Here is a 12,481-nt window from a genome sequence, read left to right as displayed (position 1 = left end):
TAGACATGTCCCTTCGGGCGTTGGCTTCACCCCTACCCCAAGATGTTAGCCACATAGCCGCCGGAAAGCCACACCTTTTCCTTCGGGCAATGCCACCCAGCACCGCCCTCACGGAAGCCCCCGCCCGCTTCGAGGTTGGGCCCCACCTCGCATCAGGAGCGAACCTATGCCATCCATGGCATTCGACAGCCCCACAGATCACTGCCACAATTCCATGGAAATCCTCAGTGCAAAAGCGTAGTGTGGCACACCTACCGAAACATGCAGCAAACCCAATTCAATACCTCCCCTCGGCCCCGGCAGGGACCTTCGACTGGGGATGCAAAGCCAGCCTTTTCATTTGTGAAGGGTTGTCCGCCGGGCACCTGCCGCGCCTCCACGGGTCGCTTCTTTGCCAATTCAGCTAACAGGGCAGACGATGGCAAAGGTTGAACTTTGGCTCCATGCATGGTTACGGTGAAGCAGCTGCCGTCGAACGCCGGCGGCCGCAGAAGTTGAGGAGTTGTTAATGGTTACCAAGAACAATTCGCAGGCCGGATTCACCGTTCCGGGTTTGGAACTCAAAGACGGCCACGCAGTGGCGGCAACCCTGCAGAGCCGGCTGCATGCCCTCAATGATCTCCAGCTCACGCTCAAACACGCGCACTGGAATGTTGTTGGCCGGGACTTCATTGGCGTCCACGAAATGCTCGACCCGCAGATAGACCTCGTTCGGGCCATGATCGACGAGACGGCCGAACGCATGGCCACACTCGGCGTATCACCCAACGGCTTGGCCGGGGCGCTGGTCAAGGCACGGGACTGGGACGACACTCGATCGGCCGGGCCGGGACCAACGAACATCTGGCCGCTTTGGACTTGGTCTACACCGGCGTCATCGCGAGCCACCGAAAGGCCATTGAGGCAACCGGCGATCTGGACCCCATCACCGAGGACATGCTCATTGGCCAAACCGGCAAGCTGGAGCTGTTCCAGTGGTTCATGAGGGCCCACCTTGAAAGTGATTCAGGTGCCCTGGCCAACGCCGGCGCCATGACGGAGAAAAGCGCGGCACAGAAGGTGAAGTAGTAAACCGCGCTTGGCAACGGTATCAGTGGTACATGGAGCAAAGGAGAAATCATGGGTTTCATCGGATGGATCATTCTCGGCCTTATCGTCGGTGCGATCGTCAAGGCGATCATGCCGGGCAGGGTCGGCGGCGGGTGGCTGACCAGCCTGGTTCTGGGCGTCATCGGCGCGATCGTCGGCGGCTGGATCGGCGACCTGCTCTTCGGCTCCGGCAGGATGGAGTTCTGGAACCTCGGGTCCTGGATCCTCGCCATCGTCGGCGGGCTCGTCGTTGCAGGCGTCTACGGAGCCATCACCGGCCGCAACAGGTCCAGAGCCTAGGCGACCGGGACCACACCGCGGGAGTACGGAGAAACGGCGGGTAGTTCCGGGGCCGGCACGGCAGCTGCCGGCCCCGGCATCCTCCAACAGTGCTGTCGAAATCCAAAACTCTCCTGCTGTGGGACGGGTCCCCCTACATCCACTTCTTGAATCTGAAAACCGCGTAGAGCACCAGGCCGAAGGCGACCATCGAGCCCAAAGCCAACGGGTAGCCGAACGCCCAGTGCAACTCGGGCATGTTATCGAAGTTCATGCCGTAGATGGCGCCGATGAGCGTGGGTTCGAAGAGGATGGCCGCCCATCCCGAGATCTTCTTCATGTCCTCGTTTTGCCGTTGCGCGACGAGGGTCGAGTTCACGCTGAGGATCTGTGAAAGCGCGTCGCGCAGCTCGGAAACGCGGACGCTGGCGTGGGCGACGTGATCGGCAACATTTTGCAAGTACGCCTGAAGGGGTTCAGGAACCTCGGAGCACCGGCGTGTATCCGTCAACGATTGCATCCAGGAGCCGTTAGGCAACGGCCTCCGGACCCAGGCTGAGAAGGTGTTCGTCATCCAGTAGCGTCCGCCCGCCGAGGTCCGCAATATCGGACGGATCGCCAGAGATTGCTGCCTCATCCGTCCCGTCGATCCACCGTTTATCTTGGCAGAGCACCGCGATGGCGTGCGGCGGACCAGGACATGGAACTCGGAGAAGTCGACGTCCTCGATGTCCCGGCCTGTTGGTGCGGGGAAAAGGCTCAAGGCCATCCGGTGGGGCGCCGCGTCGGCGACGTCAAGCGCCTCGGCCACGGATGCGTTCTCCGGCGTGGGGCGGAGAACGCATCCCTCGATATATGGGGCCAGCTTAGCCCGGTGGTTCAGCCGGCCTTGATCGGTAGCTGCAGGTAGGAAGCGCTGTTCCCACCGGTGTGGATGACATGCTGCCCCTTGTTCGCGGGAGCATAGTCTGCAGCTCCGGGCATCATGGGCCCCAAAAGGCTGCGGCCGCTGACGATGAAGCGGAGCTGCTCACCCGGGTGGAAAACAAGCCCGATCGGGAGCAAGTCAATCTCGATGCCCACGACCTGGCCAGGCGTAAGCTTTTGAACCCGGTTGAAGCTATGCACTGGGACATCATGGGTCGACAGTGCCTCGTCAAGGTTCCGCAGAGAAACACGCAGCCGGCCGTCGGAACCCTTGTAGCGGAGGATCGAGCCTCCGCGTTCAGTGAGGTCGTGGATCATCGCACCCTGGTTGGGAACCGTGAACTGCTGCAAAGGCGTACCGAACCTGTCGAGCTTCTGCACCAGGACAAACAGGTCCATGTCCTCCGAGCCCCGGGCCTCGACCCACAAGTGGGCCTTGGGGTAGCCAACCATCACGGTCTCTCGGTCAAAGCGCGCCACGAAGGATGCGGAGTCCGGGTTGGCCCCGATTGAGTACGTGACCATGGCCTGGGCCTCCGGAGGCGTCAGTCCCAGTGTCCGAGGGCGACCCTCGAGGTAGTACTTGGTGGAGGTGACATCTGATGGAGGAAATGCCTCCGCGCCGATGTCGATCTGGTCTCCGCCTTCGAGGTCGAGCAGGGAGTAGCGTACGGGCGGGGTCGCCTCCCACCCGTTGTCCTTGCCCTTAAGGTAGCGATCGAAGAACTGCAGCAGGTCCTCGACATTCTTTTGCTCGTAGTAGTCGGGCCATTCCTGACTGTTGTGGATTCGAAGCCACTTCTGCGACGACGCCATCCGGCGCCAGGCCCGGAAGGTCCCCGCGGTGTGTAGCGTGTTCGAGTAGCTGGCAACGACGTAGGCCGGCACGGTGATCCGGTCGAAGTCCGGGATTTTGTTCTCCCACAGATCGGTCATCAGGGGGTACCGCTCGGACTCTGCGAGGATGTCTTCCTTTCGATTCTTGCCCCAGAAGCTGCCGTTTTGCAGTGTCGCGGCAAATCCGGTGTCCGGCATGCCGCCTCGCATCACCAGATCCCGGTAGACGTCGCTGACTCCTTCCCAGGGATTGATCGCGGCCAGGTGGGGAGGTTGCTCGGCCGCAGTGAACCACTGCGAGACGGCGAGGTAGGAGGTTCCGCTCATGCCGACCTTGCCTGAGCACCATTCCTGCCCGGCCAGCCATTCGATCAGATCGTGGCAATCCCTGCCTTCCTGCCGGTCCCAGAGGACGCTGTCACCTTCGGAATCGACGACACCCCGGATGTCCGGGTTGCAGATTGCGTAGCCCTGCGCACACCAATACGCCGGATCCGGCCCCTCAAACTTCTCCAGGCCAGAAACGATGTCGTTGCCAAGCCCGACAAGCCCAAAGATGCCCATGACGCTGGCGGAGGTTCCCTGGCCCTTGCCATATGGGCTCCACGCAACGATGACCGGAACCTCTTCCACGCCGACGGGCCGGAACAGATCAACGTGGATCGTCACGCCGTCGCGCAGCATCACGGGCACGTCCTTCTCGAACAGGATGTCCACTGGCAGTGCGCGGAACTGAGGGGCAACCCGGTACCCCGCCCTTAACGTGCGGGCACCGGGATCGAACGCTGTCAAAATGCCAATCCTGTCAGCGGGCAACGGCTGGGAGGGTGCGAACATCTGCTGGTCAATGCCCATGGCGGGCTCCTCACGTCTCTGGATCGAGGCACGGATTCGTGTGCCGAGCCCAGCGTATGGCCCACAGGGAAATAAATCAACAGATGTTTATATAATTGGAGTGAAGGGTAGGCTGATCCCATGACTGCACAGGAAAAGGCCCCACCTGGACGACGCCGAGGGCGTCCCCCAGGGACCGAAAGCACACGAAAAGCCGTCCTCGAAGCGGCGCGCAAACGGTTTGCCGACGACGGCTTCACTGCGACGACGATTCGAGGCATCGCCGCCGATGCCAACGTCGATGCTTCACAAGTCATGCAGTTCTTTCGCTCAAAGGACGAGCTGTTCGCAGCCGTCATGTCCATTCCGCCGACGGTCCTTGATCTTTTCGACACTGCCTTTCAGGGCCCCGATGAGCATCTCGGGGAACGCGTCGTCCGCGCCTACCTCCAGGCATGGGAAGGATCCCCGGAGGAGTCGGAACCCCTGATGGCGATGCTGCGCGGAGCAATTGTCAACGAGAACGCCAGCAGACAGCTTGCAGACTTCATCCAATCCAGACTGGTCGACGGAGCAACTGGCCGTACTGCCGACGATTCCGAGACCTCGCTTCGGGCCGGCCTCGCCTCAGCGATGCTCGTGGGCCTCGTTACCAGCCGACGCATCATCGGCGTCCCCCTCCTGACCGGAGCCGACGCCGAGACGATTGTCCGCATCACCGCCCCGGCAATCCAGGAAATTCTCGCCCCGCACGCCGACAGGCGGTCAGCGCTGCTCTCGCACTGACTCGGCGGATCACATGGACGGCACGCTGGTGGATTCCACGCCCGTTGTCGAACAGGTCTGGAGCGAGTTTGCGGCCCCTTGGGGCCTGGACATCGCCGAGATCCTGCGTACCCCACATGGTGCAGGGGCCAAGGAGGTTAGGAGTCCGCGGCGTTCTCGAACGTCTGGATAGCGCGGCCCGCCAACCGAGGAATGATCTGCGCAACGCCGATGCGGTCGAAATGCTCGTACGCGCGGTGGGCGGCAAAGCCGGCGGCATCGTTGTACCGCTCCAGGATCACGATCTGCGCAGGGTCGGCGGCCCCCTGGACGAAGTCGTAGGCGAGATTCGCTTCTTCGGAACGGGTGGCGGCGGCCATCTCGCCGAGCAGCCGCAAAACCGCGTCCGCTTCCCCGGGCTTCACGGTGTAGCGGACGACAACCTGGAAGAACGTTCCTGCCATATCAACATTCCTTGCCGTGGCTCGTGTGGGTACAACCATGTCAGAGCGAGCCTAATCGCCTGGCAACCGATTGCCAAAACGCCCACCTAGTGTTGTATTCACTTCTCTGCCTGCCGGAACCCCTGCCGGAAATTTGGGCCATTCAGCCATGCGGCACAAATTCCCCGGAACAGGGCCATTCGGCACCCGGTACGCCATGTGTCGGGTGTCACGTGTTGCGCGCGAACTGTTCAAGTCTTGTTCATCTTTTGGCTCCCAAACTTGTCATCACAAGTACCAATCGGGCCCACACAATGAGATGTATCCCGTTCGCATTCCGAAAGGCACCCCCATGTCACTCGCCTCCGTGAGCCGCGCCGCCAAGGTCTCGGCCATCGCTCTTACCGCAGTCCTCGCTCTCAGCGCCTGTGGCGCCTCCGCCGCCAGCACGCCGTCGGCCGACGCCGGCACCTTCGCCAAGGACTCCAGCACCCTGATCATCGGCATGGTTCCCGACGAGAGCTCCGCAACGTCGACCTGGCAGCCCCTTGCCGACTACGTTGCCAAGGTCACCGGCAAGAAGGTTGAGGTCAAGGAATCCTCGAACTACGCCGCGCTCATCGAAGCCAGCGTTGCCGGCCAGGTTGACGTCGTCTCGTTCTCGGCCTTCACCTACCTCCAGGCCAAGGCCAAGGGCGCCGAGTTCACGCCCGTAGGCGCCACCGTGGACGCCAGCACCCACAAGCCCGGCTACTACTCCGACGCCATCGTGCCGGCCTCCTCGAACATCAAGGACATTGCCGGATTCAAGGGCAAGAAGGTCTGCTTCGTCAACGAGAACTCGACCTCCGGCTACCTGTTCCCGCAATACCTGCTCAAGAAGGCAGGCCTGTCCAAGACCGACTACACCCCCGTCTTCGCCGGCAAGCACGACGTCTCGGCCCAGAAGACCGCCCAGGGCACCGAGTGCGAGGCTGGCTTCGCCCAGGAGACCACCGTCACCAGCACCGGCCCCGCCGCTGGTCTGTTCAAGAGCGAGGACCTGAAGGTTGTCGAGAAGGCCTTCGTCCCCGGCCCGCCCTTCGCCGTTGCCGACACCCTCCCCGCCGACGTCAAGTCCGTGCTGAAGGACAAGATCTCCACGGTCACCATCGCCGACCTGAAGACTGCCGGCATCGCTACCACGCCGGCCTTCGAGAAGTTCTTTGCCGAGGGCTACAAGCCCGTTGACGACGCGTACTACAACGACCTGCGCGACCTCTGCAAGACCCTCCCCGACGTCAAGACCTGCGAAGGCATCTGACTCATGGCAAACGCTCACGCCGTCGAAATCGGCGGATTGACCAAGCTCTACGGCGGAACCCGCGCCCTCGATGGTGTGAGCCTCACGGTCGAGGAGGGCGAGATCGTCGTCCTCCTCGGCCTGTCGGGATCCGGCAAATCAACACTTCTGCGCCACATCAACCAGCTTGACCTCCCCACCGAGGGAAGTGTCCGAGTCCTTGGCGAGGACGTCGCCACACTCCGCGGCAAGGGCCTGCGCAGCCTTCGGTCCCGCGTTGGGGTCGTGTTCCAACAGTTCGAGCTCGTCGGCTCGCTGTCGGTGCTGGAGAACGTCCTTACGGGCTCCCTGGCCCGCCTCCGCGGGCCGCGCCTGGGCACCTGGATGTACCCCAGGGAACTTCGTACGACGGCGCTGGGCCACCTTGAGCGCGTCGGCCTCGCTGGACGCGAGCACCAGCGGGCCGACACCCTCTCGGGCGGCCAGCAGCAGCGCGTCGCGATCGCACGGGCGCTGATGCAGTCTCCGGAGATCCTCCTCGCAGACGAGCCCGTTGCGTCCCTCGATCCCGAATCCTCGCAGCAGGTCATGGACCTCATCCGTGAGATCGGCCGCGAGCGGGGCCTGACGGTCATCTGCAGCCTCCACCAGATCGAGCTTGCCATGTCCTGGGGCGACCGTCTGGTGGGCCTGCGGGCCGGCAAGGTTGTCCTCGACACGCCCACCTCGGGCATCGACAAGGCCTCTGTCATGAAGATCTACAGCGCCGTCGCGCCCGCAGCGTCGCTCGAGTCCGAGCTCGAAGCCCTCCAGCATGCGTCGGTTGGGTCCATCCGGGCGGCGGCATCGTGACTGCATTGGCCACACCCCCGGTCCAGACCGCCACGCCGCGGGCCAGGGGCGGAGCGGGCCGGCGCCGGGCGGCCTCGTTCGCGATCGCGGGAGTCCTTGGCGTCTTCGTCATCGCGGCAATCATCGCCTTCATCACCCTGGACTTTTCAGGCGTCGGCTTCCAGAAGAGCATCGTCTCCGCGCAGCGTTTTTTCGCACGGATGGTCCCCCTGGACTTCTCCGACCCCGGGGAACTGGTCTGGCTCACGCTGCTGACGCTCGCGATCGTCATCTGCGGAACCGTCGTCGCGGGCATCCTCTCTGTGCCGGTCGCCTACTGGGCCGCACGCAACACCAGCCCGCACCCGAGCCTGCAGTGGGTCGGGCGGGCCATCACCGTACTGGCGCGGTCCTTCCCCGAACTCATCCTCATCATCATCTTGGCGACGATGTTCAGCCTCGGCTCCCTGCCGGGCATCCTGGCCATCGGCCTGCACTCCATCGGTATGGTCGGGAAGCTGTTCGCCGATGCCATCGAACAGATCGACGAGGGACCGCGGACGGCGATCCGCGCGGCAGGTGGGACAAAGTTCCAGCAGTTCGCCTCCGGCATCCTCCCGCAGGTGACCCCCAGCTGGATCGCCACCATCCTGCACCGCAACGACATCAACCTGCGGGCATCGGCGATCCTCGGCTACGTCGGCATGCCCGGGCTTGGCTACGAGCTCTCCGCCAGCATCCAACGGCTCGACTACAAGCGGGCCATGGCGATTGCCCTGATCCTGTTCCTGCTCTGTGTTGCCATGGAGATCATCTCCATGGTCATCCGCAAGATGGTCCTGCGCAGCGGGCACACCGCCTCCGCCAAGCCCTCCGTGTGGGAACGCAGCCGCGGAGCGGTCATGGGCTGGACGGCACTTGTCGTGGTTGTCGTATCGACCTTCATTGCCCAGCCGGCGTGGGGCGACTTCCTCACCATCTGGACAGTCCTGCCGGAGCGCATCGCCAGCTTCTTCCCGCTGTCCACCGGCGACTACACCTGGGCCCAGGCCCTGAAGATGCTGTGGGACACCATCTCGATCGCACTGGCCGGTACGCTGATCGGCGTCGTCCTCTCCAGCATCATCGGCTCCCTCGCGGCGGAGAACGTCGCCGTCAGCCGCGCCGCCCGTTCGTGGGCCCGGCTGGGGCTGTTGGCAGTGCGCGGCATCCCGGAGCTGATCCTCGCCATTGTCCTGATCCTGGTGACGGGCCTCGGCGGCAGCGCAGCTGCGCTGGCCCTGGGAATCGGCACGGTGGGCATGCTCGGCAAGCTCCTGGCCGACTCCATCGAGGAAGTTGACCCGGGCCCCGAGCGAGCACTGAAGGCAGTCGGAGCCTCCCGGCCGCAGGTCTACTTCTCCTCCACGCTTCCGCAGGCGTCGCCGGCGTTCATCGGGCACATCTTCTACGCACTGGACGCCAACGTCCGCGCCGCGACTGTTCTGGCGGTTGTTGGTGCCGGTGGTGTGGGGCAGGCGATGTTCAATGCTGCCCAGCTGAGCCAGTACAACGTCGTGGCGACATTCACGCTGCTGGTGATCGGCGTCGTCCTCATCATCGAAGGCATCGCGGTGTTCCTCCGCAAGCTCCTCTCCTACTAGCCAATTGCTGTGACAATGGCCGGGACTTCTCGTCCCGGCCATTGTCGTCACCGCCTCCGCCATCGAAAGGCCCATCCTATGGACATGCACACACGCCCGCCGACCATCTCCGCGCAGGTCTGGAGCGGCGGGCAGGAACTCGAACTGCGGGATCTGCCGGCACCGGATCTGGGACCAGGCGAGGCCCTGGCCGCCATCGATCTGGCCACCATCTGCGGCTCGGACATCCACACGTTCTCGGGCCGCCGGCCCGGCCCCTTCCCCGGGATCCTCGGCCACGAGGCCGTGGGCCGGATCGTTGCCACCGGCGACGGCGGCGTCCGTGACTTCCACGGCAGGGAACTGTCCGTGGGCGACCGGGTGGTCTGGAGCGTCACGGTGGCCTGTGGCAGCTGTGACCGCTGTGCCGCAGGACTGACGGCCAAATGCCGCAGCCTGCTCAAGACCGGCCATGAACCACTTGGCGGCGAGTGGGGCCTGTCCGGCGGCTATGCCTCGCACATCCACCTCCCCCGCGGCGTCACCCTGGTGTCGGTTCCGGACGAACTCTCCGACCGGGCAGCCGCGCCGTCGGCCTGCGCCACGGCCACCGTCATGGCCGTGCTGGAGGCGGCGGGGCCCCTGAAAAGCCGCCGTGTGCTCATCAGCGGCGCCGGGATGCTGGGGATCGTCGCCTGCGCCGTGGCCCGCTCCCGGGGCGCAGCATCGATCGAGGTCCGCGATCTCAACCCGGAACGTCTTGAGCTGGCCCGCCGCTTCGGCGCCACTAAGACCACGACGGCGGGCGGGGGCGATGGCGGCGCTGCCTTCGACGTCGCCGTCGAACTATCCGGTGCGCAACCGGCCGTCGCCTCGGCGCTGGCCGCACTCGATACGGGTGGCCGCCTCGTTCTCGCCGGCTCCGTGTCCCCGGGACCCGCCGTCGCGGTGGATCCGGAGCGCATGGTCCGGTCCCTGCTGACCGTCACGGGTGTGCACAACTACGAACCGGCGCACCTTCAGCAGGCGGTGGACTTCCTCGTGGAAACCAAGGACAGCTGTGATTGGGATGCACTGGTGGAACCGCCACGGCCGCTGGCGGATCTGGCCTCCCACATGGCACCGCCGCAGGGGCACCACCTCAGGAAATCAGTGGCAGCAGCGCACCCAGCGTAGGACCCAGAGCAGGAGCACGGAATGACAGATCTCATCTTTACCGGCGGACCGATCCACACCATGGACAGATTGAACCCGACGGCGGAGGCAATCGCGGTGTCCAACGGCAGGATCACCGCCGCCGGTACGGCGGGTGACGTACTGGCCCTCGCGGAGCCGCACACCACGATTGTCCGCCTTGAGGGGAAAGCGCTCCTGCCGGGCTTTGTTGAAGCGCATGGACACCCGACCTTGGGAATGGCCTTCCGCGGCAAAGGAGTCATTGACGTCAGAGCACCCATCTGCCCGACCTCCGGGCAGGTGATGGCAACGATCACGGCGGCCATCGCTGAAGCCCTCCCCGGCGAAGCATTGACAGTTGTTGGCTGGGAGGAGCTGCTCCGCCCTGATCTGCCCGAACCAACGCGGGAGTTCCTTGACCTGCTCGCGCCGGCGAATCCGCTGGCCGTCCTCCACAACAGCGCCCATTCCGCCTGGGGGAACAGCCTGGCCATGAAGGCCGCGGGGCTTGGAAACGACACCCCGGACCCGAAAGGCTCCCGGTTCGTCAGGGACGGTTCGGGAAATCTGACGGGACGGGCCGAGGAGCTGCCGGCCACCCTGATCATGGCCGGCTCGCCGCTGCGCGCCACCCACGAATCGGCCCCTGGACTCCTGGCTGCCGAATACGCGGCGTACTCGGCAGCTGGAGTGACAACCGTAGGCGAGCTGGCGTTCGATCCAAAGGACCGCGGACTGCTTCGAGCGGTGTCTGGGAAGCAACGATCGATCCGGATCCGGGCCTACCGGATGTCCAATCGTCCTGCTGTCCCCGCCGAGGAAGGATCCGACGACGGATTCTTCCGCGAAGTTGGGGTCAAGCTCTGGGCGGACGGTTCACCGTGGGTCGGCAGTTTTGCCGCCTCGTTTCCCTACCTCGACACCGAAACCACCCAAAAGCTCGGGTTTGCCGGCACCAAGGGGTGTTGCAAATACACCCAAAACCAGGTGTATGAACTCTGCCTGTCGGCTCTGGCCAAAGGAGAGCAAATCGCCATCCACGCCCAGGGGGATGCCGCCATCGACATGGTCCTCGATGCGATCGAAGCCGCCCTGAAGCAGCAGCCCACCGAGAACCACCGGACCCGCCTCGAACACTGCTGCCTGATGACTGCCCACCAGTTCGAGCGGGCAGCCGGCCTCGGTGTCACCTGCAGCCTGTTCCTATCCCACGTGCGGTACTGGGGCGACGTCATGCTGGCAGATCTCTTCGGCAGCCGAGCCGAAAACTGGACGGCTGCACGGAGCGCCCTTGACGCAGGAGTGCGGATATCGCTGCACAACGACGTTCCGGTGACACCGAGCGAGCCGCTGCGGAACATCCATGCCGCCGTGACCCGCCGCACCGTTGGCAGCGGCAGGGTGGTTGGCCCGCGCCAACGCATCACGGTGGAGGAAGCCCTTCGGGCAGTGACGATCGACGCGGCCTGGCAGCTGCAGTCCGAGGACGAGATCGGATCCCTGGAGGTGGGCAAGCAAGCGGACTTCGTGGTGCTTGATGCCGACCCGTTGGGCATTCCGGCGGAGGCCATCCAGGACATCCAGGTCGTGGCAACCTACGTCCACGGCGTCCAGACCCATGGCGCTGGACGTTGGACGGTCTCCGCGGATTCCGCGCCTGTACTCTAGGACCCGGCAAGGAGCCGGCCCCATTGGGGAGCAAGCAATGGCGCCCCGGCCAGCTTCAGGCAATGCCACAGTGTGACAGCCACCGAGTCCAGCACCGGCACGTCCATCTTTTCCTCGATTGCCGCGGCCATGTTGGCACCGTACAGGTTGGTGCACAGGTAGACGACGGCGTCGGGCTTGGATGCTGCCAGCCCCAGGGAACCGGGCAGCATGTCATCACATGAAACACGCGCGAACGATTCATTGTCGCTCAGGCCCAGGGCCACGTCGCCAACCGTGGTGATGCCGTTGCCGGCGTACGAGCCAATGATCGCCCGGTTCACGTCCGCGGTGTACGGGGTGAACAGCCCGATCCGTTCCGTGCCAAAGGACGCGAACGCGTCCATATAGGCCAGGGTCGACGTGGTGGCGGGAATGCCGGTGGCGTCGTGGATTTGGGCCACCAGTTCGCGGTCATGCTCCACTCCCAGCCAGGAGCCCGATGTACCGTTCCAGGCAATAACGTCGACGTCGGAGGTGGCCAGCAGGCGCGCGGCGCCGCGCATCACCTCGGCGTCGAACTGCTTGTCCGAGGAATCGTCGAGCGCAATCCTGGTGACAGGAATGCGGGTGTAATGGATCGTCACGTCGGTGCGGTCGCCGAGGATTCTGTAGCTTTGCGGCTCGAGGCACGTGTTGGACGAGGGCACAATCATGCCAATGCGGGTGGTGGGTGGTGCTGCGGACAT

The 12,481-nt window shown here is 64.3% G+C and carries 11 protein-coding genes and 1 pseudogene; 8 read left to right on the top strand and 4 right to left on the bottom strand.

All coding sequences use genetic code 11. From position 1 onward, the window contains the following. Positions 1–508 precede the first annotated feature (508 nt). Both K254_RS21960 and K254_RS0105560 read left to right on the top strand, forming a co-directional pair. Positions 509–1,068 (top strand): annotated as a pseudogene (locus tag K254_RS21960) (Dps family protein). Positions 1,069–1,119: 51 nt separating this feature from the next. Beyond that, positions 1,120–1,389 (top strand): GlsB/YeaQ/YmgE family stress response membrane protein, encoded by a 270-nt coding sequence (locus K254_RS0105560; RefSeq protein WP_026554527.1) that lies wholly within the window; start codon positions 1,120–1,122, stop codon positions 1,387–1,389. A gap of 133 nt (positions 1,390–1,522) precedes the next feature. Here the strand turns inward: K254_RS0105560 and K254_RS26435 are convergent, their stop codons facing one another. Both K254_RS26435 and K254_RS0105550 read right to left on the bottom strand, forming a co-directional pair. Further along, positions 1,523–2,179 (bottom strand): CorA family divalent cation transporter, encoded by a 657-nt coding sequence (locus K254_RS26435; protein ID WP_026554526.1) that lies wholly within the window; start codon positions 2,177–2,179, stop codon positions 1,523–1,525. A 68-nt stretch (positions 2,180–2,247) separates the two neighbouring features. Continuing rightward, on the bottom strand, positions 2,248–3,987 hold the full coding sequence (locus tag K254_RS0105550) for a CocE/NonD family hydrolase (RefSeq protein WP_026554525.1): 1,740 nt from the start codon (positions 3,985–3,987) through the stop codon (positions 2,248–2,250). A gap of 120 nt (positions 3,988–4,107) precedes the next feature. Between K254_RS0105550 and K254_RS21955 the strand changes: the two genes are divergently transcribed. Continuing rightward, complete coding sequence (locus K254_RS21955; protein WP_051388886.1) at positions 4,108–4,752, top strand: TetR/AcrR family transcriptional regulator; 645 nt, start codon at positions 4,108–4,110, stop codon at positions 4,750–4,752. 137 nt (positions 4,753–4,889) lie between these two features. Here K254_RS21955 and K254_RS0105540 read toward each other — a convergent pair whose 3' ends face one another. Then, on the bottom strand, positions 4,890–5,195 hold the full coding sequence (locus K254_RS0105540) for a putative quinol monooxygenase (RefSeq protein WP_026554524.1): 306 nt from the start codon (positions 5,193–5,195) through the stop codon (positions 4,890–4,892). A gap of 331 nt (positions 5,196–5,526) precedes the next feature. On the opposite strand from K254_RS0105540, the gene phnD reads away from it, so the two are divergent. The 5 genes from phnD (at position 5,527) to K254_RS21945 (ending at position 11,753) form a co-directional block, all read left to right on the top strand. Further along, a complete protein-coding gene (phnD, locus tag K254_RS0105535; protein ID WP_026554523.1) occupies positions 5,527–6,477 on the top strand; it encodes a phosphate/phosphite/phosphonate ABC transporter substrate-binding protein in 951 nt (316 codons plus the stop codon). Positions 6,478–6,480: 3 nt separating this feature from the next. Then, positions 6,481–7,308, top strand: coding sequence for a phosphonate ABC transporter ATP-binding protein (phnC, locus tag K254_RS0105530; protein WP_026554522.1), 828 nt, complete (start codon positions 6,481–6,483; stop codon positions 7,306–7,308). Further along, complete coding sequence (phnE, locus tag K254_RS21950) at positions 7,305–8,930, top strand: phosphonate ABC transporter, permease protein PhnE (protein ID WP_155848459.1); 1,626 nt, start codon at positions 7,305–7,307, stop codon at positions 8,928–8,930. Before phnC ends, phnE begins: the two co-directional genes overlap by 4 nt. 78 nt (positions 8,931–9,008) lie before the next feature. After that, positions 9,009–10,085 carry a zinc-binding dehydrogenase gene (locus K254_RS0105520; RefSeq protein ID WP_026554521.1) on the top strand — a complete coding sequence of 359 codons (1,077 nt, stop codon included), beginning with the start codon at positions 9,009–9,011 and terminating at the stop codon, positions 10,083–10,085. 21 nt (positions 10,086–10,106) lie between these two features. Next, positions 10,107–11,753: an amidohydrolase gene (locus K254_RS21945; protein WP_081709922.1), complete on the top strand. Its 1,647-nt coding sequence runs from the start codon at positions 10,107–10,109 to the stop codon at positions 11,751–11,753. On the opposite strand, the gene K254_RS0105510 is transcribed toward K254_RS21945, so the two are convergent. Further along, positions 11,750–12,481 carry a maleate cis-trans isomerase family protein gene (locus tag K254_RS0105510; RefSeq protein WP_026554520.1) on the bottom strand — a complete coding sequence of 244 codons (732 nt, stop codon included), beginning with the start codon at positions 12,479–12,481 and terminating at the stop codon, positions 11,750–11,752. The two genes, K254_RS21945 and K254_RS0105510, sit on opposite strands and share 4 nt — an antisense overlap.

The organism is Arthrobacter sp. 35W (genome assembly GCF_000482545.1).
Lineage (GTDB): Bacteria > Actinomycetota > Actinomycetes > Actinomycetales > Micrococcaceae > Specibacter.
The sequence above is the reverse complement of the archived record's forward strand: the minus strand, read 5'-3'. Positions and strand labels throughout refer to the sequence as shown.

Excerpts from the sequence above, each read along its gene's own strand:
- phnD (WP_026554523.1), top strand. The coding sequence starts at position 5,527 with ATGTCACTCGCCTCCGTGAGCCGCGCCGCCAAGGTCTCGGCCATCGCT.
- K254_RS21955 (WP_051388886.1), top strand. The coding sequence starts at position 4,108 with ATGACTGCACAGGAAAAGGCCCCACCTGGACGACGCCGAGGGCGTCCC.
- K254_RS0105560 (WP_026554527.1), top strand. The coding sequence starts at position 1,120 with ATGGGTTTCATCGGATGGATCATTCTCGGCCTTATCGTCGGTGCGATC.
- K254_RS0105550 (WP_026554525.1), bottom strand. The coding sequence starts at position 3,987 with ATGGGCATTGACCAGCAGATGTTCGCACCCTCCCAGCCGTTGCCCGCT.
- K254_RS21945 (WP_081709922.1), top strand. The coding sequence starts at position 10,107 with ATGACAGATCTCATCTTTACCGGCGGACCGATCCACACCATGGACAGA.
- phnC (WP_026554522.1), top strand. The coding sequence starts at position 6,481 with ATGGCAAACGCTCACGCCGTCGAAATCGGCGGATTGACCAAGCTCTAC.
- K254_RS0105510 (WP_026554520.1), bottom strand. The coding sequence starts at position 12,481 with ATGTCCGCAGCACCACCCACCACCCGCATTGGCATGATTGTGCCCTCG.
- K254_RS0105540 (WP_026554524.1), bottom strand. The coding sequence starts at position 5,195 with ATGGCAGGAACGTTCTTCCAGGTTGTCGTCCGCTACACCGTGAAGCCC.
- K254_RS0105520 (WP_026554521.1), top strand. The coding sequence starts at position 9,009 with ATGGACATGCACACACGCCCGCCGACCATCTCCGCGCAGGTCTGGAGC.